The sequence below is a fragment of the Streptomyces sp. NPDC048671 genome (assembly GCF_055587045.1).
Genome location: NZ_JBVJHB010000002.1, coordinates 236,607 through 261,797, shown reverse-complemented (window position 1 = coordinate 261,797; position 25,191 = coordinate 236,607). Strand labels below are relative to the sequence as shown.

Annotated in this window: 23 protein-coding genes, 1 tRNA gene and 1 pseudogene; 18 read left to right on the top strand and 7 right to left on the bottom strand. The window is 69.6% G+C overall.

What is annotated here, in order from left to right; translation table 11 throughout:
• Positions 1-16 precede the first annotated feature (16 nt).
• Positions 17-1,111: a LacI family DNA-binding transcriptional regulator gene (locus ACZ6S6_RS05590; protein WP_362953134.1), complete on the bottom strand. Its 1,095-nt coding sequence runs from the start codon at positions 1,109-1,111 to the stop codon at positions 17-19.
• A 62-nt stretch (positions 1,112-1,173) separates the two neighbouring features.
• Positions 1,174-2,160 carry a hydroxyacid dehydrogenase gene (locus tag ACZ6S6_RS05585; RefSeq protein ID WP_362952736.1) on the bottom strand — a complete coding sequence of 329 codons (987 nt, stop codon included), beginning with the start codon at positions 2,158-2,160 and terminating at the stop codon, positions 1,174-1,176.
• 340 nt (positions 2,161-2,500) lie between these two features.
• Between ACZ6S6_RS05585 and ACZ6S6_RS05580 the strand changes: the two genes are divergently transcribed.
• From ACZ6S6_RS05580 to ACZ6S6_RS05560, 5 genes are all read left to right on the top strand, one after another.
• The gene (locus ACZ6S6_RS05580) at positions 2,501-3,514 is read left to right on the top strand and encodes an ABC transporter permease (RefSeq protein ID WP_362952738.1); all 1,014 of its coding nucleotides are present in this window, start codon (positions 2,501-2,503) and stop codon (positions 3,512-3,514) included.
• Positions 3,515-3,596: 82 nt separating this feature from the next.
• Positions 3,597-4,457, top strand: a complete 861-nt coding sequence (locus tag ACZ6S6_RS05575; RefSeq protein ID WP_469704093.1) for a carbohydrate ABC transporter permease — start codon at positions 3,597-3,599, stop codon at positions 4,455-4,457.
• Between the two features lie 54 nt (positions 4,458-4,511).
• Entirely contained in the window at positions 4,512-6,185 is a 1,674-nt protein-coding gene (locus ACZ6S6_RS05570; protein WP_469704092.1) for an extracellular solute-binding protein, read from the top strand.
• Positions 6,182-7,648, top strand: coding sequence for a M1 family metallopeptidase (locus tag ACZ6S6_RS05565; RefSeq protein ID WP_469704091.1), 1,467 nt, complete (start codon positions 6,182-6,184; stop codon positions 7,646-7,648). Before ACZ6S6_RS05570 ends, ACZ6S6_RS05565 begins: the two co-directional genes overlap by 4 nt.
• Positions 7,645-9,858 carry a right-handed parallel beta-helix repeat-containing protein gene (locus ACZ6S6_RS05560; protein WP_469704090.1) on the top strand — a complete coding sequence of 738 codons (2,214 nt, stop codon included), beginning with the start codon at positions 7,645-7,647 and terminating at the stop codon, positions 9,856-9,858. Before ACZ6S6_RS05565 ends, ACZ6S6_RS05560 begins: the two co-directional genes overlap by 4 nt.
• Positions 9,859-10,000: 142 nt before the next feature.
• On the opposite strand, the gene ACZ6S6_RS05555 is transcribed toward ACZ6S6_RS05560, so the two are convergent.
• Entirely contained in the window at positions 10,001-10,744 is a 744-nt protein-coding gene (locus ACZ6S6_RS05555; RefSeq protein WP_362952746.1) for a TetR/AcrR family transcriptional regulator, read from the bottom strand.
• A 214-nt stretch (positions 10,745-10,958) separates the two neighbouring features.
• On the opposite strand from ACZ6S6_RS05555, the gene ACZ6S6_RS05550 reads away from it, so the two are divergent.
• Positions 10,959-11,906: an NAD-dependent epimerase/dehydratase family protein gene (locus ACZ6S6_RS05550; RefSeq protein WP_469704089.1), complete on the top strand. Its 948-nt coding sequence runs from the start codon at positions 10,959-10,961 to the stop codon at positions 11,904-11,906.
• A gap of 130 nt (positions 11,907-12,036) precedes the next feature.
• Here the strand turns inward: ACZ6S6_RS05550 and ACZ6S6_RS05545 are convergent.
• From ACZ6S6_RS05545 to ACZ6S6_RS05535, 3 genes and pseudogenes are all read right to left on the bottom strand, one after another.
• Positions 12,037-12,753, bottom strand: a pseudogene (locus tag ACZ6S6_RS05545) (PKD domain-containing protein); the annotation flags it as partial.
• 129 nt (positions 12,754-12,882) lie between these two features.
• Entirely contained in the window at positions 12,883-13,785 is a 903-nt protein-coding gene (locus tag ACZ6S6_RS05540) for a transketolase family protein (protein ID WP_469704088.1), read from the bottom strand.
• Between the two features lie 55 nt (positions 13,786-13,840).
• Positions 13,841-14,542, bottom strand: a complete 702-nt coding sequence (locus tag ACZ6S6_RS05535; RefSeq protein WP_362952754.1) for a transketolase — start codon at positions 14,540-14,542, stop codon at positions 13,841-13,843.
• A 128-nt stretch (positions 14,543-14,670) separates the two neighbouring features.
• On the opposite strand from ACZ6S6_RS05535, the gene ACZ6S6_RS05530 reads away from it, so the two are divergent.
• From ACZ6S6_RS05530 to ACZ6S6_RS05475, 12 genes are all read left to right on the top strand, one after another.
• Positions 14,671-14,744: transfer RNA gene (locus ACZ6S6_RS05530), tRNA-Pro, on the top strand.
• A 932-nt stretch (positions 14,745-15,676) separates the two neighbouring features.
• Positions 15,677-16,876: an ATP-binding protein gene (locus tag ACZ6S6_RS05525; protein WP_362952756.1), complete on the top strand. Its 1,200-nt coding sequence runs from the start codon at positions 15,677-15,679 to the stop codon at positions 16,874-16,876.
• Positions 16,873-17,271 carry a roadblock/LC7 domain-containing protein gene (locus ACZ6S6_RS05520; RefSeq protein ID WP_018552722.1) on the top strand — a complete coding sequence of 133 codons (399 nt, stop codon included), beginning with the start codon at positions 16,873-16,875 and terminating at the stop codon, positions 17,269-17,271. Before ACZ6S6_RS05525 ends, ACZ6S6_RS05520 begins: the two co-directional genes overlap by 4 nt.
• Positions 17,268-17,657: a DUF742 domain-containing protein gene (locus ACZ6S6_RS05515; RefSeq protein WP_362952758.1), complete on the top strand. Its 390-nt coding sequence runs from the start codon at positions 17,268-17,270 to the stop codon at positions 17,655-17,657. Before ACZ6S6_RS05520 ends, ACZ6S6_RS05515 begins: the two co-directional genes overlap by 4 nt.
• On the top strand, positions 17,632-18,237 hold the full coding sequence (locus ACZ6S6_RS05510) for a GTP-binding protein (RefSeq protein WP_362952760.1): 606 nt from the start codon (positions 17,632-17,634) through the stop codon (positions 18,235-18,237). Before ACZ6S6_RS05515 ends, ACZ6S6_RS05510 begins: the two co-directional genes overlap by 26 nt.
• Entirely contained in the window at positions 18,234-19,580 is a 1,347-nt protein-coding gene (locus tag ACZ6S6_RS05505) for a cytochrome P450 (protein ID WP_362952762.1), read from the top strand. The genes ACZ6S6_RS05510 and ACZ6S6_RS05505 overlap by 4 nt, the downstream gene beginning before the upstream one ends.
• A 352-nt stretch (positions 19,581-19,932) precedes the next feature.
• Positions 19,933-21,189 carry a tryptophan dimethylallyltransferase family protein gene (locus tag ACZ6S6_RS05500; protein ID WP_469704087.1) on the top strand — a complete coding sequence of 419 codons (1,257 nt, stop codon included), beginning with the start codon at positions 19,933-19,935 and terminating at the stop codon, positions 21,187-21,189.
• On the top strand, positions 21,162-22,535 hold the full coding sequence (locus tag ACZ6S6_RS05495; protein WP_362952766.1) for a tryptophanase: 1,374 nt from the start codon (positions 21,162-21,164) through the stop codon (positions 22,533-22,535). The genes ACZ6S6_RS05500 and ACZ6S6_RS05495 overlap by 28 nt, the downstream gene beginning before the upstream one ends.
• A 546-nt stretch (positions 22,536-23,081) precedes the next feature.
• Complete coding sequence (locus ACZ6S6_RS05490; RefSeq protein WP_469704086.1) at positions 23,082-23,282, top strand: DUF397 domain-containing protein; 201 nt, start codon at positions 23,082-23,084, stop codon at positions 23,280-23,282.
• A 1-nt stretch (position 23,283) separates the two neighbouring features.
• Positions 23,284-23,517: a DUF397 domain-containing protein gene (locus tag ACZ6S6_RS05485; protein ID WP_469704085.1), complete on the top strand. Its 234-nt coding sequence runs from the start codon at positions 23,284-23,286 to the stop codon at positions 23,515-23,517.
• A gap of 102 nt (positions 23,518-23,619) precedes the next feature.
• Positions 23,620-23,790: a DUF397 domain-containing protein gene (locus ACZ6S6_RS05480; RefSeq protein ID WP_469704244.1), complete on the top strand. Its 171-nt coding sequence runs from the start codon at positions 23,620-23,622 to the stop codon at positions 23,788-23,790.
• Positions 23,791-23,856: 66 nt separating this feature from the next.
• Entirely contained in the window at positions 23,857-24,180 is a 324-nt protein-coding gene (locus ACZ6S6_RS05475; RefSeq protein WP_469704084.1) for a hypothetical protein, read from the top strand.
• A 346-nt stretch (positions 24,181-24,526) separates the two neighbouring features.
• Here ACZ6S6_RS05475 and ACZ6S6_RS05470 read toward each other — a convergent pair whose 3' ends face one another.
• Positions 24,527-25,144 (bottom strand): TetR/AcrR family transcriptional regulator C-terminal domain-containing protein, encoded by a 618-nt coding sequence (locus tag ACZ6S6_RS05470; RefSeq protein ID WP_362952776.1) that lies wholly within the window; start codon positions 25,142-25,144, stop codon positions 24,527-24,529.
• Positions 25,145-25,191 lie beyond the last annotated feature (47 nt).

Genomic DNA, 25,191 nt, shown 5'->3' with positions numbered 1-25,191 from the left:
GGCGGGAAGTAACCGGTCACTTGCGCGAGGGCCGGCCGGCCCGGGGCCCGACGGAATCGCGCACCACGATGTGGGTGCCGAGCCGCAGCGCACCCGTGGTCGGCTCCCGCCAGTCGTCCTCGTCGCCGCCGGAGACGGCCAGCCGCACCGCCTGGCGCCCCATCTCCTCCAGCGGCACATGGACCGTGGTCAGCCGGGGACGCAGCTCCTGGGCGACCGGGATGTCGTCGTACCCCACCAGTGAGACGTCCTTCGGCACCCGCAGCCCGGCCTCCTCCAGCGCCTGCGCCGCCCCGGCGGCGACCATGTCGTTGGCCGCGAAGACGGCCGTGAACTCCAGTCCGTCCCGGATCAGTTCGCTCATCCGCCGGTAGCCGAAGTTACGGCTGAAGGCACCCGGCTGGACCAGTTCGGGGTCGGCGGGCAGTCCGCGCAGCTCCAGGGCCCGCCGGTGCCCGGCGAGCCGGTCGCGGGTGGTGGAGAGCTTGGGCGGGCCGCCGAGGTAGAGGATGCGCTCGTGGCCCTGCATCAGCAGGTGGTCGGTGATGGCGAAGGCGCCGCCCTCGTTGTCGTACTCGACCGCCACGGTCGGGGCCGCCTCGCCCAGCGGCGGCCTGCCGCACAGCACCAGCTTGGAGCCGCCCGCGTCCAGCTCCCGCGCCCGGCGGGCCAGTTCGGAGGTGTAGCCGCGGTCGGCGATGGAGCCGCCGACCACCACCACCGCGTCGGCCCTGCGCTCGTGCATCAGGTCGATGAAGGCCAGCTCGCGCTGAGGGTCGCCCTGGGTGCAGCACACCAGGCAGAGCCGTCCGCCGAGCGCGGCCTCGCGCTCCACACCCCGCGCGATATAGGCGTAGAAGGGGTCGATGACCTCGTTGACGATGATGCCGACGGTGCGGTTGGAGACCCCGGCCAGCGCGCGGGCGTGCGCGTTGACCACGTAGCCCAGCTCGCGCATGGCCGACTCGACGCGTTCCCGGGTCGCCTCGGCGACGGGGTAGTTGCGGTTCAGTACGCGGGAGACGGTGGCCGTCGAGACGCTTGCGCGCCGCGCGACATCGGTGACCGTCGCCCGTCGCTGTCCGTCCGCGGCCGTGCTCTGCCGGCGCATCCGGCTCACCCCCTGGTGGCTGTTGTGTGACGCCGAGCCTAGAGCCTGTGGTGGGTCCTGGTTCATGCGATTCTCCCCAGGTCGGCCCGGTGCACCGGGTGACCGAAGGGCTCGCCCCGCGCGTACCGGGCCAGCTCGTCGACGGCGAGCGCGCCCAGCCGGCCCACCTCGTTGCCCTGGGCGCCCGCGAGATGCGGGGTCAGGAAGACGTTGGGCAGGTCCCACAGCGGGTGGCCGGCCGGCAGCGGCTCGGGCGAGGTCACGTCCAGGACCGCGTCGAGCCGGCCGCTGACCAGGTGGGCGGTCAGCGCCTCGGTGTCCACCAGCGGACCCCGGGCCGTATTGACGACAAGGGTGCCGGGGCGCATCAGGCCGATCCGGCGGGCGTCGATGATCCCCCGGGTCTCGGGTGTGTCCGGGGCGTGCACGGTCACCACGTCGCTGGTCGCCACGAGCGTGTCCAGATCGGCCGGGGTGACGCCCATGAGTTCTGCCTCGGCCGCGCCCACGTACGGGTCGTACAGCAGCACCTCCACGTCCAGGACCCGCAGCAGCTCGATGACCCGCCGGCCGATCCGGGAGGCGCCGACGACGCCGACGGTCAGCCCGTGCGTGCCGAGCCAGTGCTGCCGGTCGAGGTCGGCGCCGGTGCGGTGGGTGCGGCGGGCGCGGTAGAGCCCCGCCAGCGGGAACACCCGCTTCGCGCCCATGATGATCGCGGCCAGGGTGAACTCCGCCACCGGTACGGCGTTGGCGGAGGCGGCCGAGGAGACGGTGATGCCGCGGTCGAAGGCGTCCGGGGACAGAAACGTCTTCACCGTGCCGGCCGCGTGGATCACGGCCCGCAGTCCGGGTGCCCTGTCCAGCAGCGCGGCGTCCACCGGCGGGCAGCCCCAGCCGGTGAGCAGTACCTCGGCGCCGGACAGCGCCGCGGTGGCGGCGGGGGAGTCGAACTCGCTGATCACGGACGGGTCGAGGAGGTCCGCCGTCTCCTCCAGCCGGGCCCGGACGGGAGGCGGGAAGACCTCGTCCAGCAGTCCGGGGCTCATGACCAGAACCGTGCGCGGCCGCCTTCCGGGCGGGGTCGCGGCATCGGTACCGGATTGAGCCGGCGCCTCTTCGGTGGTTCGCACCCTGCCTCCGGACAGTAATCGCGTTCTATGGAATGACCGGCACGCTAGGGAGCGTGATGGCCGACCGTCAAGCTCTCTCCACCCGTAACTATCCAGTTCTGTCCAGCTATCAGGCGATTTTCTGGCCTGGATTTCCTTCGAAGAGCACGGCGAAACAAAGACGTTCGCTCGAATCTCTTGACGCTTGGGTTAACCGCTTACTAACTTGCGGCCGCAGAAGGCTCACTACGCGCCACCCGGCCGAACAGGACGCACCATGGCTGACACAGCACCCCCGCTGCCGCGGGAAAAGCGGCGGCAGCGGGCCGATGAACCCGCCCCGCCCGATGCCCGTGCCGCTGCCGCGCCACACCGGCTGACGCTCGGGCAGCGGATCAAGCGCGACCGGGTGATGCTGCTGCTCACCCTGCCCGGCCTGCTCTACTTCGTCGTCTTCCACTACGTGCCGCTGCTCGGGTACGTGGTGGCGTTCCAGGACTACCAGCCGTACCTCGGATACATGCACAGCGTCTGGGTCGGCTTCGCCAACTTCTCCGCGGCGTTCGGCGAACCGGCCTTCTGGAGCGCGACGTTCAACACCCTGGAGATCGCCCTCGTCCAGCTGGTGTTCTTCTTCCCGATCCCGGTCGCCCTCGCCCTGCTGCTCAACAGCATCGCGAGCGACCGCATCAGGCGCTTCGTGCAGAGCGTCGTCTATCTGCCGCACTTCATCGGCTGGGTCATCATCGTCTCGATCTTCCAGCAGATCCTGGGCGGCGCCGGGCTGCTGCCCGATGTCCTGGGAGGCCTTGGGCTGCCGCGCTACGACATGATGAGCGACCCCGACGCCTTCCCCTGGCTGCTGACCCTCCAGGTGGCCTGGAAGGACGCCGGCTGGGGCACGATCATCATCCTGGCCGCGCTGCTGAACATCGACCGGCAACAGTACGAGGCCGCCGCGATCGACGGCGCGGGACCCAGGCGCCGGCTCTGGCACGTGACCCTGCCGGGCATCGCCCCCGTACTCATCCTGCTGCTGATCCTCAACCTCGGGCAGATCCTCTCCGTCGGCTTCGAGCAGATCCTGCTCCAGCGTGACGCGGTCGGCCCGGACGCCGGTGAGGTCCTCGACACCTACGTCTACTACCACGGCATCAAGGACAACGACTGGGGCGTCGCCGCCGCCGTCGGACTCGTCAAGGCCGTCATCGGCACCGTACTCGTGCTGGGCGCGAACAAGCTCGCCCACCGGCTCGGCCACGAAGGGGTGTACCGCGGTGCTGACCGCTGAGAAGACTCGCGCCACGTCCGCGACCACCGCGACCGCGCCCCGGCCCGCCCGCAGGAACAGGACCGACGGCAGACCGCCGTGGATGGAACGCCCGACCCGCATGGGGCAGACCGCCAAGGCGGTGGCCGTCGTCGTGGTCGTCCTCGCGGTCGCCTATCCGCTGGTCGGCGTCATCGGCACGAGCTTCGCCTCGCAGACCGACATCATCAAGGCCTCCGGCCTCGTCCTGTGGCCCGACCACCCCAACCTGGACGCCTACCGCACGATCTTCACCGGCGGGGTCGTCACCCGGGCACTGATCGTCTCCGTCGGCATCACCGTCCTCGGTACCCTCGCCAGCCTGCTCGTCACCGTCGGCATGGCGTACGGACTCTCCCGCCGCGAGGTCACCGGCTCCCGCGCCATCTTGATGATCGCCCTGTTCACCATGCTGTTCAACGCGGGCATCATCCCGAACTTCCTGCTGGTCAAGGGGCTCGGCCTGTACGACACCTACGCGGCGCTCGTCATGCCCACCCTGGTCAGCGCCTTCAACCTGGTCGTCCTGCGGTCCTTCTTCATGAACCTGCCGGACGAGCTCTACGACGCGGCGAAGGTCGACGGCGCCGGCGACTTCCGCATCCTGCTGCGGATCGTCCTGCCACTGTCCAAGGCCGTCCTCGCCGTGATCAGCCTCTTCTACGCGGTGACGTACTGGAACGCCTTCTTCAACTCGCTCCTGTACCTCAACGACTCCGACAAATGGCCGCTGCCCATGGTGCTGCGGACCTACGTCCTCCAGGGCCAGAGCCTGAACTCCGCCTCGGCCGGCGAGGTGCTCGCCCCGCAGCAGGCCGTCCAGATGGCGGTCCTGGTGATCGCCGTCGTACCGATCCTCTGCGTCTATCCGTTCCTCCAGCGCTACTTCACCAAGGGCGTGCTCACCGGCGCCGTCAAGGGCTGAGCGCAACCACCGCCCCCCCCACGCCTTCCTTCCCCCTCTCCCAAGGAGACTCAGGTGCCGAGCTCAACCCCCGTCAACCGCAGAGCGCTGTTCCGCATGGGTGCGGGCATCGGTCTGGGACTGGCCGCCGCCCCGCTGCTCGCCGCCTGCGGCGACGGCGGCACGACCGCCAAGGCCGAGGCCAAGAGCGCCTCGCTGCTCCCCGACACCGCGATCCGCAACATCGGCCTCAAGCCCGATCTCGCCGGCACCGCGGCCGGCGTTCCGCAGGGCTTCTTCAGCTACCCGGCCAAGCCGCCGCGCGCCACGAAGAACACCCCGCTCAAGGGGGCGAAGCCGATCAGCGCGACGATGGAGACCTTCTCGCCGCCGCCGCCCTCGCGCGGCAGGAACGCCGCCTGGCAGGAGATCGAGAAGCTGCTCGGCGGCCGGGTCGACATCACCGCCGTCCCGGCGGACGACTACGGCACCAAGTTCTCCACCATGATCGCCAGCGACAGCCTGCCGGACCTCTTCATGTACCCCGAGGTCGGCGGCGTCGACAACAAGGCGGCCTTCCTGCGGGCCAAGTGCGCCGACCTGACCCCGTACCTCGCCGGCGACAAGGTCAAGGACTACCCCAACCTGGCCGCGATACCGCAGGGCGCCTGGCAGTCCGCCATCTTCGGCGGAAAGCTCTACGGCATCCCGATCGCGCGCACCGGCACCGGCGGCGCGGGCTTCTACCGGCACGACCTGTTCGAGGAGATCGGCATCACGAGCCTCGACCAGATCACCGGCCTCGACCGGTTCGTCGAGGCCTGCAAGGAGCTGACCCGGCCCAAGAAGGACCAGTACGCGATCATCGCGGGCGCCACCAACGTCCTCGCCATGTCGGCCGGTGCGCCGTACGCCTGGCGGATGGACCCCAAGACCGGCAAGTTCACCACCGACCTGGAGACATCGGAGTTCCGCCGGGCGGTGGAGACCGCCCGGTCGCTGTACAAGGCGGGCTGCTACTACCCGGGCACCCTCCAGATGTCCGGGGCGCAGAAGGCGCAGTACACGGACATGTTCAAGAACGGCAAGGGCGCGTACGTCTACGACGGCATACCCACCTATCTGGCGCCCGGGGTCGGCTACATCGCCGCGATGAAGGCGATCGACAAGAAGTACGACCCCAGGCCCTTCGTACCGTTCGGCTCCGCGCCCGTCGCCTGGATGGACAACGTCAAGCTGGAGAACACCTATGTGAAGAGCGGGTCCGAGGAGCGGGTCCGGCAGATCCTGGCGCTGGCCGACTTCGCCGCGTCACCGTTCGGCAGCGAGGAATACACGCTCATCAACTACGGCGTCGAGGGCAAGGACTTCACCCGCGACGCGAAGGGCAACCCGGCGCTCACCAAGCAGGGCACCCAGGACGTCACCGTGCCCTGGAAGTTCATCTCCTCCGCCGTCCCGGCCGTCTTCAGCGCCGACTCGGAGCAGGGCGTCCGCCATGTGCACGAGGCGTTCACCAAGATGATCCCGATCATGGAGCAGGACCCGACGCTCCAGTACTCCTCGCCCACGTGGGACTCCAAGGGCTACGGCAGCCTCTACACGTTCAAGCTGGACGCCCTCAAGGACATCATCGCCGGCCGCAAGCCCATGTCCGCCTACGACCGGCTGGTCAAGGACTACCTGGCCAAGGGTGCCGAGCAGGCCCGAGGCGAATTCGAGGAAGCGGCCCAGAAGGGGAAGAAGTGACGACACGACGCACGGCCCTCAGGATCGGCGGGGCGGCGGTCGCCGCGGCCGTCGCCGTACCGGCCCTCGGCCGGCCCGCCGCCGCGCAGCCGCACCGCTTCGACCCGAAGCCCGGTTCGAACGGCGTCGGCGACCCGCTCTTCCCGACGCTCGGCAACGGCGGCTACCAGGTCCTCCACTACGACCTGACCTTCGACTTCACTCCGGTGACGTACGACTTCACCGCGAGGGTGAAGATCGACGCCAGGGCCACCCAGGACCTCTCCGCGTTCAACCTGGACACCGACGGCCACACCATCGACGCGGTCACCGTCTCCGGCCGCCCCGCCGTCTGGGAGCTCACCCCCGGCCAGAGCGGCCAGGAGTTCACGATCACCCCGGCCCGGCCGCTCCGCGACGGACAGGCGTTCACCGTCGAGGTCCGCTACCGGGGCAACGGCAAGGCGCCCCGACTCGGCCTCACCGGCTGGAACTTCGGCACCGACGGCGGGTTCGCCTCGGCCGCCCAGTCCTCGCGCGCCGACACCTTCCTGCCGTGCAACGACACCCCGTCCGACAAGGCGACCTGGACCTTCCACATCAGCGCCCCCAAGGGCTTCGTCGCCACCGCCAACGGCGAACTCACCCACAGGTCCCGGCGATCCGACGGCTCCACGGTGTGGCACTTCGCGCTGCGCGAGCGGATGGCGACCGAACTCATCGGCATCGCCGTCGTCAAGGGCACCTACCTGTACGGCACCAGCCGCCGAGGCCTGCCCCTGCGGCACATCGTCCCCCGGGGCCAGGAGGAGAAGTACGGACCGGTCGTCGCCCGTACCCCGGACCATCTGGACTGGCTGGAGGCGAAGTTCGGCCGCTACCCGTTCTCCGTCTACGGCGTCCACATCTACGACGGCTACACCGACGCCCTGGAGAACCAGACGCTGTCGCTGTTCTCCACCAACTGGTTCAAGCCCGACGCCAGCGGCCGGCCCGGCTACGAGACCACCATGGTGCACGAACTCGTCCACCAGTGGTTCGGCGACTCCGTCACCCCGCACGACTGGCAGCAGGCCTGGCTGAACGAGGGCCCCGCCGTGTACTACGCCGGTCTGTACGGCGAGGAGCGCGGCTGGTCCGTCCTCGAGGACAAGATGCGGGCGACGTACGAGAAGCTCGACGCAGTCCGCGCGGCCGACGGCCCGCCAGGACTGCCGAAGGCGCTCGGCGGCACGAACATCTACGACGGCGGCGCGCTCGTGCTCTACGCCCTGAGTCTGCGGGCCGGGCAGCGGAAGTTCGACAAGGTCATGCGCGATTGGGTCCGGCGTTTCAAGGACTCCACGTACACCAGCGAACAGTTCATCCGGCACACCGTCGACGTCACCGGCGACCGGTCCCTCGACCCGTTCCTGCGCGACTGGCTCTTCGGGGCCGTCAACCCGCCCATGCCCGGCCACCCCGACTGGAAGGCCACCGCGTGACCCGCCCCCTGAACGTCGTACGAGGAACCGCCGCTGCCGCCACCGCCGCGTTCCTGGCCGCGCTCCTCGCCGCCCCCGGCGCCCAAGCGGCCCCCGGAGCACGCTCGTTGTACGTCTCCCCGGACGGCCGGGGCTCCTCCTGCACCGCCGCCCGGCCCTGCACCCCGGAAGCCGCCAGGGACCTGGCCCGCACCGAGACCGGGCGCGACGTCCGCGTACTCCTCAAGGACGGTACGTACAAGCGCGACGAGCCGCTGAGGCTGGGCGCCGCCGACTCGGGGAAGAACGGCCACACGGTCACCTGGACCGCCGCCCCGGGCGCCCACCCCGTCCTCTCCGGCGGACAGGACATCACCGGCTGGCACCGCAACGGCGACGGCACCTGGAGCGCCGGCGTCCCCGCCGGCGTCACCCCGCGTCAGCTCTTCGTCGACGGCAGCCGCGCCACCCGCGCCCGCGGCGAGGCCTGCGCGGCGAGCACCTGCGACGCCACCGCGACCGGCATGACCGGCGCCACCGCGACCGGAATCGACCGGTGGCAGCGCCCCACCGACGCCGAAGCCGTCATCCGGGTCCGCTGGCGCGACTACCACTGCCGGATCGCGGGCGTCAGCGGCGACACCATGACGTTCGTCCAGCCCTGCTGGACCAACTCCGCGAGCGGCACCGACCGCACCGGACCCGCCTGGGACTCCACCGCGGTCGACTCCACCCGCTACAGCGGCGTCGCCTTCTTCGAGAACGCCCCCGAACTCCTCGACCAGCCGGGAGAGTTCGTCTGGGACTCGAAGAGCCGCACCGTCACCTACCTGCCGCGCGAGGGCGAGAACATGCGCCGCGCGCAGACCGTCACCCCGCACACCGAACAACTCCTCGTCGTCGACGGCGCCCACGACGTCACCGTCAGCGGGATCGGCTTCGCGTACGCGGCGTACCGGCAGCCCGGCACCGACGAGGGCTACGCGGGCATGCAGGCCGGTCTCACCCTGACCGGAGCCACCGGCCCCGTCGACCACGCCGGCCGCTACTACACGAAGCCGGCCGCCGCGATCACCGTCCGCGGCGGGCGGCGGGTGTCCATCGAGAGCAGCCGGTTCAGCCACCTCGGCGGGGCCGGCGCGATCCTGGAGGCCGGTACCAAGGACAGCTCCCTGACCCGGTCGTCCTTCACCGACCTGTCCTCGGGCGCCGTGTACGTCGGCGACACCGAACCGCTGCCCGGCGCCTCGCTCGCGGGGGAGCGGAACACCGTCGCGTACAACACCATCACCCGATCCGGCGTCGAGTACACCGACTCGGTGGGCATCTGGGCCGGATACGAGGCCGGGCTGACCGTCGACCACAACAGCCTGGACCACCTCCCGTACTCCGCGATCTCGGTCGGCTGGGGCTGGAACCAGCCCGAGGCCCGGAAGTCCGTGCTGCGCGACAACAAGGTGACGGACAACCGCATCACCGACGTCATGGAGGTCGCACAGCAGCAGCACGACGGCGGTGCGATCTACACCCAGGGCGCGCAGCCCGGCACGGTCCTCAGCGGCAACTACATCAACCGCTCCGCGTACGGCAACACCGAACGCGACGGCAACGGCATCTACCTCGACGAGCAGTCCTCGCACATCACCGTCGAGCGGAACGTCATCACCCGTATCGGCTACAAGTGGGTCTCGAACTGGGCGGACTACGGAATCCAGAACACCGCACGCGGCAACTGGACCGACACCGCGGCCCCCGCACTCGGCGGTACCGGCTCCGTCATGACGGACAACCTCACCGGCCTGGACCGGCTGCCCGCCGAAGCCCTCGCCGTCGCCGCACGGGCGGGCGCCCGCGGCGGCCCGGTCGAGCAGCTGCGCACCGACCTGGCCCGCACCGGCACGGCCACCCAGTCCTCGACCGAGGGAACGGCGACGGCGGCACTCGCCCTGGACGCCGACACCAACACGGACACCCGCACGCTCTCCGAGGCGGGTGCCTGGTGGCAGGTGGACCTCGGCGCCGTCCGGCACGTCCGGCAGATCGAGGTCTGGAACGACGCCTCCTCCACCACGGCCGACTTCGACATCGTCACGGACGACGGGACGGTGCACGTCAGCGGGAAGGCGCTGCGTCCCACGCTGGTGAACCTGGACAGCCGGACCCGCACGGTGAAGATCGTGACCTCCGGAACGGGCCGGGTGGCACTCTCCCAGGTCCTCGTCCACCCCTGACACCCTGCACCCCGCACGCCACACACCGCACATCTCAGCCACGACACACGGATCGCCGGACCGGCCCCTGGGCCCGTCCGGCGATCCGCGTTGCCGGCAGGAACCGGCGCGGGCTTCGGGCAGCGGCCACAGGGTTGGCGGCTCACTCCAGTCCGAAGGCGTCCGCCAGCATGCCGATCTGCGCGTCCAGCAGGGTGTTCACGCTGTGCCCCATCCCGGCGAACTGCCCCGCCGTCTCCAGACCCACCGATCCGTGCAACTGCGCCCACGCGAGGAGCGCGCCGGCCAGCGCCCGTGCGGAGACGGCGGCGTCGGCGGCGGTGTCCGCCGCGTACTCGGCGACCCAGGCGCCCACGGCCGGGTCCGAGCCCAGCCAGGCCGTCATCTGCTCCACCACCGGGATCACCCCCGCTCCGGGCGCCCCGCCCGCGAACACCGGAAGGAACGGCCCGAGCACCGCACGGGCCCGGTCCAGCGTGTCGGCGGGCGCGACATATCCGGGCACCGGAGAGCCCTGGATCAGGAGATAGCGGTGCGGTTCCCCGACCGCCCAGTCCCGGTACGCGGCCGCGAGCGAGCGCAGCCGCTCGCGCGGGCTCGCCGGAGCCGCCACCGACCCGGCGGCCGCCGCCGACTCGGCAGCCGCCACCCCGATGGCCGTCGCGGCATCGTCGTACGCGTCCCTGATCAGCGCGTTCAGCAGGTCGTCGCGGCTGGCGAAGTAGCGGTAGAGCGCCGGCCCCGACAGCCCCATGTCCTTGGCGATCCGGGTGAGGGCGAGCGCTGCCACACCCCCGTCGGCCAGCTGTCGCAGGGCCGTTTCCTTGATCTCCGTCCGGGTCTGCTCCCGGTACCGGGCCCGTGGCCCCGATTGCGCCTCGGCCATTCCCGGCCCCTTTCGTTAGGCAAGCTCACGTCAGTTACGGAGTCTAACAGTCAGGCTTGCGATGACCCATCGCAAGAGTTACTGTCTCTAACAGAAGCGACGCATCGTAGCGCTGGGTCGCAGGGCCGAGTCGTGGCGCCAAGCCGTAACGCCAGGTCGTAGCGATCACTCCGAGCTACGTAATCCGAGTCACTCCGAAGCACAGGGAGCACCCATGGCCGCAGTACGTGATCTTCAGGTAGTTCTGGGCGCCGGCCCCGCCGGCACGGCACTCGCTGTCGCGCTCGCCCACCGCGGCCACCCGGTCCGGCTCGTCGACCGGGCGGGCGGCGGACCGGCGCTCGAAGGCGTCGACCGCTTCGCCGCCGACGTCGCCACCGCGGAGGGCGCCCGCGCGGCGGTCGACGGTGCGGCCGTCGTGTACCACTGCGTGAACGTGGCCTACCACCTCCAGGTCGAGGTCATGCCGCGGATCCAGCAGGCCGTAATGGCGGCGGCCGAGGCCGAGGGGGCCCGTCTCGTCGTGCTCGACACGCTCTATCCGTACGGCGAGACGCGCGGCGCGGTCATGACCGAGGACACCCCGTGGAACGCGACCACCCGCAAGGGCCTGATGCGTGCCGAGCTCGACGCCCGCTACCTCGCCGCTCATGCCGAGGGCCGGCTGCGGGTCGTGCTGGGCCGGTCGGCCGACTTCGTGGGGCCCGGTGTCCTCAACTCCACGCTCGGCGGCGCGGTGTTCCCGGCCGCGCTGACCGGGGGAGAGGTCCCGGCGTTCGGCGACATCGACCTGCCGCACAGCTACACGTACATCGGTGATGTCGCGGCGGGCCTCGCGACACTGGGTGAGAAGCCGGACGGCGACGGCCGGGTCTGGCACCTGCCCACGGCCCCGGCGCTCACCACCCGCCAGATCCTGACCATGGTCGAGGAGCGCGTCGGCCGTCCGCTGACCCTGACCGTCGTCGCGGAGCCGCGGCCGTTCGGACCGTTCGACGAGGTGTTCATGGCGGAGTACGCCGAGATGTTCTACCAGCACACGGAGGCGCAGATCGTCGACTCCTCCGCCATCGAGAAGGCGTTCGGCCTCGTCCCGAACCCGCTCTCCGCCACCGTCGACGCCACGCTGGCGTGGTACGGGGAACTGCTGGCCGCGCACTGAGCGCGTCTGCCCTCGCCACGCCCACGGTGAGCGAAAGCGTGTCCCCCATCCCGAACACGCTGTGGTCCAGGGGCTGTTCGATCGACACGACGGGCCTGCTGTTCCCCACCACGATGCTCCGCACGGCCCGGGTCGTGATCCCGCCGGGCCCGGTGACGGCCAGCCGGGCGGAGTGCGAACCGTTGCCGCGGTACGTGTGCGAGGGGTTCGCCTCCGTCGAGTCGGTGCTGCCGTCGCCGTCGAAGTCCCATGCGTACGCGAGGTGCCGGGCGGGGTGCGCAACGGCGTCGGCGCCAGCGCCGCCGTCACCTGTGCTGCCTTCGACGCCTCTGTCGCCATCATCGCTTTCGTCGCCTTCATCGGCTTCGTCGGCGGAGAACCTGACGGTCAGGGGCGCCGGACCACTGTCCCGGCCGACGGATATGTGGACATCGCGCGGCTGCCGCTGGGTCGAACTGCTGCTCGGTTCGGTGCAGTTGGCAGGGATCGCGCCCGGCCCGACCTCGCCGAGCAAGTGTCTGCGGGAGGGCCGGGATGGGCGGGAGGGCCGGGAGGATCTCTCCACGGATTCGACGGGTGCCCGGCCGCCGCCGGCCGGGCACCCGTAGGTGATTTCTCCGTCCCGGACCGGGTTCCGCTCGCCGGTCGCGGGAGCCCTGGCCGGCGAGGGTGACACCGTCGCCGGCCCTGTGGGCCGCGGGTGGACGGCTGCGTGCGCCCGGGGTGGTGAGGTCACCAGGAGGGCGAGGATCAGGACCGGGCCGGACGCGAGGGCGGCGAGCGGCAGCAGGCCGAGCGCCGGGCGCGGACTCTCTGAGACATGACGGATCGACGGTCGGCGACTCATGGGCGCTCCCTGTGCGGTAGATGCCGACATGGGGGTTAGAAAGCGCTTTCTGGAGTACGCCGTTCAGGTTAGGTTCACGTCTTCCGTGCGGTCAATGGGCCGGTGCCGCCCGGCCGCCCCGCTGTCCCCTCAGTGGCCGAGAAAGTCGCCGATCCGCTGCCGCAGGCCCCTCGGGTCCAGACCGTGGGCGGTGAGATGCTCGTCCATCCGCCCGTACCGGCGCAGTTCCTCGCGGGCGACGCCGAGTCCCAGGATCCGGTGGGGGAGTGCGGTGAGCGCGTCGTTGGCCGCGGCCGTGGACGTGCCCGCCAGGTACGGCTCGACGAGCACGACATCGGCGGCCGGCCGGTCGCCCACCGCCCGGCGCAGGCCGTCCCCGTCGAACGGTCGCACCGTCGTCGCGTACAGCACGGTGGTGTCGAGCCCCTCGGTCGCGGCCAGGACGTTGTCGAGCATCGGTCCGACGGCGATCACCACGCCGCCCTTCCCCTCGCGCACGGTGGTGAACCCGCTCGCCCCACCGACCGGGCGCGCCCGGTCGTTGGACTGCAGCGACAGCCGCACATAGACGCGGTCGTCCCCGGCGGCGGCTTCCCGCAGCAGCGCCTCGGCCTCGTCGGGGTGTCCCGGAACGTGCACCGTCCAGCCGTCGAGGGTGTCCAGGAGCGCGACGTCCCCGGGCGCCATGTGGGTGAAACCGCCGGCCGGCCAGTCGTACGAGGCTCCGGCGCTGACCAGCACCCCGCCCACGCCCTGATGGCCGAAATCCAGCTTCACCTGCTCGAAGGGGCGCTCCACCAGGAAGCTGGCGAAGGTGTGCACGATCGGCCGCAGTCCGGTGAGCGCCATCCCGGCCCCGGCCCCGATGAGCAGCTGCTCCCGGATGCCGACGTTGACGACGCGGTGGGGGTGGGCGCGCTCGGCCCGGTCGAAGCCGTCCCGGCTGATCTCCGCCAGCACGAGTGCCAGCCGGGGGTCCTCGTCGAGCAGGCGCGAGGTGGTGGCGATGAATCGGTCGCGCATCGTGTCCATGTGAGGTGTTCCTCTTCTTCTGTCCGTCGTTTCGGTGGGTTGCGGACGCGGGGGCTCAGCGCTTGGGAGCGACCCGGGCGACCACGGCCCGAGGCTGCCCGGGATGCGGTGCGGTGAAGGCGTCGTACAGCGCCTCGTGGTCCCGCCCGTCCACGGAGTCCACCGACCAGCCCGCGGTCGCGAACCGGTCGGCGATGCCGCCGGGGCGGCCGTACGACGCCGAAGCGTTGTCGATCACCACGGTGTGCAGCCGATCGAGACCCGCCGGGCCCGCGTAGGCGATCGCCTCGTGGTTGCTGCCCTCGTCCAGCTCGGCGTCCCCGGTCAGTACCCACACGCGAGGACCGTTCAGCCCCTGCGCCCGCAGCCCCAGCGCGGTCCCCACGGCCAGCGGCAGCCCGTGTCCCAGCGAGCCGCTGCCGATCTCGGCGCCGGGCACCAGCAGCCGGTCGGGATGGTGGCCGAGCGGTGAGTCGTACGAGCCGAAGCCCGCCAGCAGCTCCTCGTCGAAGAACCCGTGCGCGGCGAGGACGGCGTAGTACGCCATCGGCCCGTGCCCCTTCGACAGCAGGAAGCGGTCGCGGTCGGGAGCGTCCACCGTTTCCGGTGTGACCCGCAGCACCCGGTCGTACAGCACCCACAGGGCGTCGAGCGTCGAGGTGGCGGCGGGGCCGTGCTTCTCGTCGCCGGTCATCAGGCTCATCAGCCGGTGCAGATCGCGGTATGCGGGAGTGGGGGAGGCGGTCGATTTCGTCATGTGCCACAGCGTTCAACGTCAACCGTGGTTGAGGTCAAGCACCCAAAGGCGTTCGTAACCACCCGTTGAAGTGCGGTATTGTTCTCATGCACGTTCGGCCACGGGGAAACCCCAGGTCAGACGGGTATCGGGACGTGGCGCAGCTTGGTAGCGCACTTGACTGGGGGTCAAGGGGTCGCAGGTTCAAATCCTGTCGTCCCGACTGGAGACAGTCGTAGATCAGGGCCGGTTTCGGAGGTATCCGAAACCGGCCCTTGATCATTTCTGGGGACCAGTTGGGGACCAGTCGGGGTCTGGTCGCCCTTGGCCGGGTCAGCGGGTCATGACGATCGGGCTCGGCAGTGAGCGCGGTGCGCGCAGCGCGCTGAAGTGAGCTGACAGTGCCGCCCCGGCCGCCGTGATCTTGTGGACATCCGGGTGCAGGCAGCGCTGGGCGACGAGGGGGGGCGGATTTCCTCGACGATGGGAACCTTGCGGGCCCGCTTGCCCTTGGTGCCTTTGCCGGTCGGCCCGCCGGGCGCGGGTGTGAACGCGACCGTGTTCTGAGCATGTCGCCGAATGTTGCTGACGACCTGCCGGTTCACCCCACTGGCCAAAGGGCTGCCCCGCAGCCGGCGCGCCGGCGTCTGGATCCGCCGGGCAGCCCTGTGTGGCTCCAGCTCGGTATCAGGCCATGTTCCGGCGACGACGTACTCGGCTGGCGTTCCCGATCGACGGTTCCCTCCTGGCGTGAGGTCAGTCTGCCCGATTGCGAGCAACGCGAAGACCTCGATCGTTTCCCACACGCTTTCCGGCAGAGCCCCACTCGCCCTGCTCTGTATCGCTGCGTCAGCCCGCTACAAGACGAGATGCGCCGCAGAGGGTGCGCGCTCCGCCACTGCGGGCCTCCACCTCGCAGGCACACTTTTCTCACTGACATGAACATGTGTTTCTCGCCAACGGGGCAACGACGTGGTGGCCTTGACAGAGCCTCATGATCGTCCGGTGATACGCTCGCGTGCACATGCCACGTGAGCTTTCGCCGTGGCATGGCTACAGCCAGGGGGCTCTCCGGGCGGTGACGTCTGCCCACAGCCGAGGGTCCGTTTGGACAGATTTCGAGAGCTGGACTCCAGCCGCTCAATAGAGAGTCACATGACGAATTTTTGGCAGGATCCGACAGTCTGGGCGCTTGCCGTCGGCGTCGCTGTCGCCGCCACGGTATTCACTCGCCAGCGAAAAACGATCAAGGCGCTACGTCGTCAGAAGCAGGGCCTCCAAGGTGAGCTGACCACATCGCAGGGCAGGGCCTCCAACCTCGGGTCCACCGTCACCGAGCTGCGCAGCGGCTACGACGAGGTGGTCCGCCAGGCTAAGGAAGAGGCGGAGGAGGCCACAAACACCGTACTGAAGTCGGCCATGCGGACGCTTCAAGGCCTCGCCGCGGAGCAGCAGCGGGCCATCTCCGGGCTGCAGAAGAAGTACGGCGACTCGGCCGTGTTGCGGGACATGCTGGAAGTCGACCACATGAACTCGCAATTCAACCGGCGTGCGCAGTCCATTGCTGTTTTGTGCGGCGGGTGGCTTGGCCGGCAGCGGGAGGCTGCATCGGTCTATGACGTGATCCGCGGAGCGCAGGGCCGTATCCGGCACTACCAGCGCATCGAAATCGCCTCACGGGTCGATTTCGCGGTGACCAGCCGTGCCGTCGAACCGATCGCGCTGACGGTGGCCGAGCTGCTCGACAACGCGACCAGCTATTCCGAGCCGTCCACCATGGTCGAGGTCGAGGTGCGGACGGTGCCCCGGGGCATCTGCATCGTGATCGACGACGCCGGTGTCGGCATGAGCGAGGAAGAACGGACGAACGCCACCACTCTGCTGTCCAGCGGGTCCGCGGTGAGCGTTTCGGAGCTCGGCAACCCTCCCGCGTTCGGTTTCGCGGTGATCGGCGCCCTGTGTGCGCGGTTCGGGTTCACGGTCGCCATCGACAGCACCTCTCCCTACGGCGGCGTCCGCGCGGTGGTGATGGTGCCGAAGGAGTTGTTGACCGAGATGCCCGAGCCCAGGACGCCCACTTCCACGCAAGAAGTCAATGCCGCTGCCGCGAGCCGCGGTTCGGCTCCTGCGGCAGCAGAGGGCGGGCTGCCCCGGCGACGGAACAAGCGCGCCATGGCGCTCGTGCCGGACAGCGGCCGCAGGTCTGATGAAGCGCCGCCGGCCCGGTCAGCAGAGGCACGGGTGGCGGCGATGGGCGCGTTTCAGCGTGGCACTCTCAGCGGGCGAGGTGCGGGGGTACCGGCCGCCGAAGGTGACACCGCTGCCGATTCACACGAAGGATTCGATGCCCCGTGAGCGACGACCTGTCCTGGATGCTTGAGGACGCGCTGCAGATTCCGCATGCTCTCCACGCGGTCCTGATATCTGCCGACGGCCTCCAGATGTCCCGTACCGCGGAGATTGACAGGGGTGATGCCGACAAGGTGGCCGCCGCCGTCTCCGGCCTGCAGTCGCTCAGCCGCGCCGTCAGCTTCTTCTGCGGTGAGCACGGAGCGAACTGGCGCCAGACCCTCATCGAGTTCGACGGGGGCTGGGTGTTCCTGAACGCTGCGGGCGGCGGCAGCTACCTTGCCGTGGCGGCGTCGGCCGAGGTCGACATGCAGGACATCACGTACCGGATGCAGCAGCTGGTCAGCCGGCTGGGCAAGGCGATGTCGACCGGCCTCCGCGGCGACACGGTCACCTCATGACGGAACCCGGTCGTCCCGAGCCCGAGTTCGTGTCCGAGGCCGGAGAACTAGTCCGGCCCTACGTCATCACCCGTGGCCGTGACCTGCCCGATGAGGACGAGTTCGCCCTCATCACTCTCGTTACGGTGGCCACCGACGAGCAGCAGCGCCCCCAGCGGCTCTCGCCCGAGGAGCAGCAGATCCTGGAGATGTGCTCCAGTGGCTACCTCTCGGTCGCGGAGATCGCCGCGCACTCCCAACTGCCGCTCGGGGTGGTCAAGGTGCTGCTCAGTTCCCTCGCCGAGGGGGGCTATCTCATGACCCGGGCGCCGGTGCCCTCGGCCCGTCCCACCAACAAGGCCTTGCTCAAGGAGGTGCTCGATGGCCTCAAGGCTCTCTCTGTCTGAGGATGCCTACGTGCCCAGTGGCGCACAGCAGACTGCAGTGAAAATCCTGGTCGTCGGGCATTTCGCCGTCGGCAAGACCACCCTGATCGGCTCACTTTCCGAGATCACGCCGTTGTCCACCGAGGAGCGGATGACGACGCTCTCGGAGCGCGTCGACGACCTCAAAGGGGTCCAGGGAAAGACCACCACCACCGTCGCCCTGGACTTTGGCCGGCTGACGCTGAGCGAGCGCATCGTTTTGTATCTGTTCGGCTCCCCCGGACAGCAGCGCTTCGTGAGTCTGTGGGACGACACGGCCCGCGGAGCGCTGGGCGCCCTGGTCCTGGTGGACCCCGAGCGCCTGGCCGACTCCTTCGACGTCATGGATCTGGTCGAGAGCTACGGCCTCGACTTCGCCGTGGCCATCAATCACTTCGACGGCAGTACGGTCCACACCCCGGAGGAAGTCCGGGAGGCACTCGACCTGCTGCCCGACACCCCCGTCGTCACCATCGACGCACGCGACGAGAAGTCGTCCGTCGACGCCCTGATCACCTTGGTCCGCTATCTGCACGAGCGCGCCGACCTGGAGCACGCATGACAACCCCCTCTGTACCTCCGCCCGGCTGCCCCGCACACGGCAGCGGGCAGCGCATACCCCTGGACAGTGCGGAGTTCGCTGCCAATCCGCACGCGTACTACCGCTACATGCGCGAGCTCGGCCCCACCGCTCCGGTCACCATCGCCCCCGGCGTGGAGGCGACGCTGGTGACCGATTACAACGCGGCTCTGGAACTGCTGCAGGATTCGACGACCTTTCGCAAGGACTCACGCCGCTGGCGTGCACTGGCTGAGGGCTGCGTCCGCCCCGACAGCCCGGTCCTGCCGCTGCTGGCCTACCGGCCGAACGCGATGTTCACCGACGGCGCCGAGCATGTGCGGCTGCGGCAGGCCATCACCGACTCCTTCGCCCGCGTCAGCAACAAGCGGCTGAGCCGGATCGTCAGCCAGGCAGCCCAGTTCCTGATCAACCAGTTCAGCGCCCGCGGCAGCGCCGACCTGCTCCGCGACTACGCCCAGCAGCTCCCGCTGTACGTGTTCAACGAGCTGTTCGGCTGCCCGGCAGAGATCGGTGACCGGGTGCTGTTCGGCATCTCCGGCATGTTCGACGGAGTCAACGCCGAGGCGGCCAGCCAGGTCCTGCTCGGAGCGGTCAGCGAGCTGGTGGCGCTCAAGCGCGCCCAGCCCGGGGAGGACATCACGTCCTACCTGATGCAGCATCCGGCGCAGCTGAACGACCAGGAACTGGCGCACACGCTGGTGTTGCTCCTCGGTGCGGGCGGCGAGCCGGAGGGCAACCTGATCGGCAACGCTTTCTACACGATGCTGACCAACGAGGAGTTCGCGCGCCTGGGGCAGTTCGACAAGGCTGTGGACGACACTCTGTGGCGCAATGCGCCGATGTCCAACTACGCGCCCCATTACCCAGTGGTCGACACGGACGTGGCCGGCGACAAGGTGCGCGCCGGTGACCTGGTGCTGGTGTCCTTCGGCGCCGCCAACACGGCGCTCGCGGACCGCGGTGCCGACACCCGCGGTCACCTCGCCTGGAGCGCGGGCCCGCACGCCTGCCCGTCGAAGGAGCCGGCCAGGCTGATCGCCCTGACGGGCCTGGAGACGCTGTTCAACGCCCTGCCCGACGTTGAACTCGCCGTCCCCGCGGACAGCCTCGCCTGGCGGCCCGGCCCCTTCAACCGGGCCCTGGCATCCCTGCCCATCCGGTTCAGCGCAGTCACCCCGCGCGCCGCGGCCGCACCGGAGCCGACGGCCGTGCCCCGCTACCAGGCACCCCCCGCCGCGGCCGCACCCGCGCCCGGGGCGCCGCAGCCCACCGGCAAAGCGGGGCGCTGGAGCAGCTTCATGAAGTGGCTGACGGCCCAGTAGCCCACACCCCCTGTGATGCATGTGACACAGGCAGTTGAAGTAGTCTGCATGAAAGATCAACTTCCTGGGTAGGACGGCGCGGAGTGTCTGGAGTGACACAAGATGAAGGAGAGGTAGTGGATCTCGCAAGCATCTCCGCGCCCCCATCCGTGAGCGCCCGACCGGGCCCACAGCGCACCACCCCCAGCAGACGGAACCCGTGCGGGGGCGGCGACCCCGACCAGCCGCAGGACCGAATACCCGCTGCTCCCGGCAGCGGATCGGCCCTCGTCTCCTCCCTTGTCGGCGGAGCACGTCCCCGTACTCCCGCACCGTCCAGAGGCGTTACGCGCCACGACGTGCGAGGCACACGATGACCTCCCGTCCGGGCCCCGGCATACCGGCGACCAGCCCCGGTGAGACGACGCTCGGCGACCACGTACTCGGTCAACTGCGGCGCCTGGGAGCCACAGTGGGTCTGAGCGAGGCGGACACCGAGCTGTACGGACAGGTCCTGATCGGCTCCCTCGCAGGCGCCGCCCACCGGCCGCTGTCCCTGCCGCCGGCCTCGCCCACCTTCCTCTCCGATGACCACACCCCCGTCGAGTTCTCCCTCGCCAGCGCTCCGGACGGCGCCCCGGCCCTGCGAGTGCTCGTGGATCCCGGGTGGGCCCACAGCGACATGGCCGACAGCGGCCGCGCCGGGCTCGCGGTCATCCGCGCAATGGGCGCCCGCTGGGGCTTCGCCACCGACCAACTCGACGCCCTCGCGGACCTGTTTTTCCCCGCTGCAGCCCAGGGCCCGCTGGCCCTGTGGTACGCGCTCGATCTGCGCGCCGGAGGGGTCCCAGGGGTCAAGGTCTACCTGAACCCCTCCGCCTCCGGCCCGGAAAGCGCGGCCCGCACCGTGCACGAGGCACTGCGGCGGCTCGGCTACGGCCAGGCCTTCGAGCAACTGCCCCCGGCGGCCGGCTATCCGTTCCTCGCTCTGGACCTGGGCGCCTGGACGTCCCCCCGCGTCAAGGTCTACGTGAGACACCCGCGCATGTCAGCCGATGACGCCTGCGCGCTCAGCCGTACCTCCGGAGCCACAGCGGCCGACACCCGCTACTTCTTCCACGCGGCCGCGGGCTCCCTCGCGCCGTCCGAGCGCGGCGGAAACGACACCCTGCGACTGGTGCGGCGGCCGGCGCTCACCTGCCACTCCTTCACCGAAGGCGACAGCAACCCGAGCGGCTTCACGCTCCACATTCCCGTTCGCGACTACGTGCGCGATGACGAAGAGGCCCTCGCCCGCGCCACAGCCCTGCTGACCCGGGCCGGCCTGGACCCCACCGTCCTGAACCGAAGTCTGGGAGCGCTCGCACAGCGAACCCTCGCCGACGGCGTGGGGCTGATCGCCTACCTGGCCCTGGTGTACGAGCGCGACCGGCCGCCCCGGCTCACCGCCTACCTGAGTTCCGAGGCCTACCGCGTCCGGCCGCCGCAGGAGCAGTACCCGCGGGGCACCTGGATGCCTGCGCGACGCACCCGGAGCGTCCTGGACCTCGGGCACCAGGCCGTCGGCCACGTCAGCCCGCACACCGCACAGAAGGAAGTCACATGGAGCCCTACCGCATCAAGGTCGTAGAACCTCTTGCTTTCACCACCCGGGAGGAGCGCGAGGCCGCGCTGAAGCGGGTCGCCTACAACCCCTTCGAGCTGCGGGCCGACGAAGTCACCATCGACCTGTTGAGCGACTCCGGGACCGGTGCCATTTCCGCGGACCAGCTCGCCGCGGGAATGCAGGGCGACGAGTCCTACGCCGGCAGCCGCTCCTTCTACCGGTGGCACGAGGTCGTCTCCGAACTCACCGGCTACCCCCACATCCTGCCGGCCCACCAAGGCCGCGCGGCCGAGCGCATCCTCTTCTCCTCGCTGCTGCGGCCTGGCACGAGTGTGCTGTCCAACACGCACTTCGACACCACCCGCGCCAACGTCGAACTGACTGGCTGCACGGCGTACGACCTGCCCTGCGCCGAGGCGAAGGACCTCGACAGCGACTTTCCGTTCAAGGGCAACATCGACCTGATCGCCCTCGAACAGGCCCTGGAGAACGCGGACCAGACGCCCGTTGCGGCCGTGCTGATGACCATCACCAACAACGGTGGCGGGGGCCAGCCGGTCAGCATGGACAACCTGCACCGCACCGCCGAACTGTGCCGCCGTCACAACGTGCCGATGATCCTCGACGCGGCCCGGTTCGCGGAGAACGCCTGGCTGGTGACCCAGCGCGAACCCGGCTACGCCGACCGCACCCCGCGCCAGGTCGCCGAGGAAGCCTTCCGCCTCGCCGACGGCTGCGTGATGAGCGCGAAGAAGGACGGGATCGTCCACATTGGCGGCTTCATCGGCCTGAAGGACGCCGAACTCGCCGAGCGGTGCGGGGGTCTGCTCATCGCCACCGAAGGATTCACCACCTACGGCGGTCTGTCCGGACGTGACCTCGAGATGATGGCGCGCGGCCTCCTCGAAGTGACCGAGCCGGCCTACCTCGCCGAGCGTGCCGACATAGCCGCCTATCTCGCCGCACGCATCCGCGAGGCCGGCGTCGACATCGTGGAACCCGCCGGTCTGCACGCCCTCTACGTCAACGCCGGGCGCCTCCTGCCCCACATCCCCCCGCACCAGTACCCCGGCACCGCACTCGTCTGCGAGCTCTACCTGCGCGGAGGCATCCGCTCGGCGGAGCTGGGGTCGCTGTACCTCGGTGAAGAGGACGAGCACGGCAACCCTGTCAAGACGGCGCCCTACGAACTTGTACGGCTGGCTCTCCCCCGACGGGTCTACACCCGCAGCCACTACGACCACGTTGCCGCCACCCTGGCAGATATCGCGAAGAATCCTGAATCGGTCCGTGGCTACCGGGTTACGGGCCAGTCCCCGATCCTCCGGCACTTCAGCATCAAACTGGAGCCCGTGAAGTCCGGCGACTGATCAGCACTCTTCGTTCGTTACGACGCGAGCCCAGCCGTCATAACCCTGAAGCAGTGCAGATCTTCCGGCTGTACCGGTCCAGCGACATCGCGGCGGCCACGGGAAGGCCCCACCCTGGTGATGGGAGGGGCCTTCCTCCACCGGGCCGCCGTGAAAATCCGAAGACTATGTCGGCGGGACATGCCGGGGTCCATGGGAGCCCCAGAACAGCATGACAGCGACGAGAACGCGGAGCTGAAGAACGCCGAACCCGCGACCGTTGGCGGTGCACGGCAGTTCAGCGATCCGCTCAGCCCTGTGGTGTGTGGTGGAAGGCGTTCTCGAAGGCGATTGGTGATCGCTGCCCGAGGCGGGAGTGTCGGCGCCGGGTGTTGTAGTGGTGGAGCAATCTGAATGCGTCGAGTCGGGCCTCGCGCTCGTTGGGCCAGCTCTTTCGTCCCTTTAGCCTCGATCTTTCGTGACGGTCCGTCGGGTTATCCAGATTCGCGGAGCCAGGTGATCGCCCGGCCGGGATAGTGGATCATGACCCAGAAGCCGGCGTCCCGCATGACTGAGAACGAGCTGGAGGGCGCGTTCTGGCACAAGAGCACCTACAGCGGCACCAGCAACGGTTGCGTCGAGCGCCGCAAGCTCGCAACCGGCCGCCAGGCAGTACGGGACACGAAGGACCGCGAACGCGGAGCCCTCGTCTTCGACGCGGACATCTGGCAGAACTTCGTCACCGGCGTCCGGAACGACACCTTCTGACATGACGGTCTCAACGGGGGACAAAGAAGCTCTCTACGCGCTCGACCTGAGCGACGTGAAGTGGATCGGCGCGCCTGACAGCGACCCGCACGATCGCGTGGAGATCGCCCACCTCCCCGATGGTGCTGTCGCGATGCGCAAGGCCGCCACCCCTGGTGGGCCGGTCCTTTGCTACGACGCCGCTGAGTGGAAGGCATTCACTCTCGGAGCCCGCAACGGCGAGTTCGACGTGTAGCCCCCGCCCCGCCTGAGCCCTCTGCCTCATTGAATGCGGAGGGCTCTCGCCTGTGCACGCCCCTACCGGTAGCGGCGTGCGGGCACCAGCCACGTCACATCCATCGCCAGGTACCGAGCCCCCCAACAGCCCTCCACCGTCACCGCTTCTGAGGACGCGTGGTTCAAGTCCTCTTACAGTGATGGCACCAGCAACAACTGCGTCGAGGCCGCGAACATCGCCCCAGACCGCCGTCCGCGACTCGAAGGCTTTGTCCACACAGCACCCCGATGACCGCGCGGTGACTGTGCCGATGACGTAGTACCCCGGGCGAGGTCCGCACGGCGATAGCCTGCGACGGTGATCGAGCTCAAGGAACACTTGGCAGTGGCGGCGATCCGCTGGCTTCCTGCATCGCAGGGCGGCCGTAGCTCAGGCCCGCCGACCGCACCGGTCTACGCGGCGACAGCCACGTTCTGCAGCGACAGTGCAGAGCCGGACGCGGATCTCCTGAGCGTCCTGGTGCAGCGTTCTGGCACCCTGCCGGACGGCACAGACCTCGCCCGCATCGGCTTCCTCGTCCCCGACCTCGCCAGACCACACATGCACCTCGGAGCCGAACTCCTGATCACTGAGGGCCCCAAGGTCGTTGCGCACGCCATCATTCACGAACTACCCCGGTAACGACGGCGCCTCTGAGGTTGGACTGGGAGGCGTGGCTGGTGAATCGGCTGTTGGGGTCGTCGGTCCAAACGTAGGCGGCGTTTTCGACGGGGTCGAAGCCGAGGCTGATGCCGTCATTGACGGCGAGGGGGCCTTCGTTGGTCTCGCTGGTGTTGGTGTTCCAGGTGGCAACGACGGCGTGGACGCTCGTAGCCGAGTTCTCCGACGCGGGTCGCAGCCCTCGTCAGGGGCCGGGGCGGCGCTTGATCTCCCTGATCCGGAGCATCCGCGCTCGGGTCTCCCGCGAAGACGGGCCGGGCTCTCCATCAGGGGTGGAGAGCCCGGCCCGTTCGGGTGCCGTTCCGTTTCACACCCCCAGGATGCGGGAGAGTCCGTAGTCGAAGCGCTCGTCGAAAGAGGTGTCCTCGAAGTACGCGGCGGCCCGGGACAGTGAGGGGTACTCGTCCGAGTCCAGCCGTCGTGCGAACGCCGGGCCCATCGCGTCAGGAAGCGCCTGTTCCTCCTGGGCCAGCCCCAGGGTGAAGTAGACAAGGCTCCAGCCGGTCCAGACCGCCTCGCGTTCCGCCAGCCCGCCGGCCAGCAGCGCCTCGGTCATCAGGTCGGCGAAGCGGAGTGTGGCGGGTTCGGCGGCGTACGTACCGGCCACGATCCTGGCCCCGTCCCGGTGGGCCAGCAGGGCGCGGCGGTAGCGGTGGAACAGTTCGCGGACCCGTGGTTCCCAGGGCTCGGGCAGCCCGTCCACCGGCGCCCCGGCCACGATTGTGTCCGCCATCAACTCCAGCAGCCGCGCCTTGGTCTTCGCGTGCCAGAGCACTGTGTTCATCCGGACGCCGAGCCGGTCCGCGATGCCGCGGATCGAGAGCCCGTCCGCGCCTTTCTCGTCCAGCAGTTCCAGGGCCGCCCGCACCACCGTTCCTGGGTCGAGCCGGGTTCGGGCGAGATCCTCCGCTTGCTTCTTGGTCACCGACCTAGTCTACTTGGCGTACCGCGTCTTGGTCACCGACCAAGAGA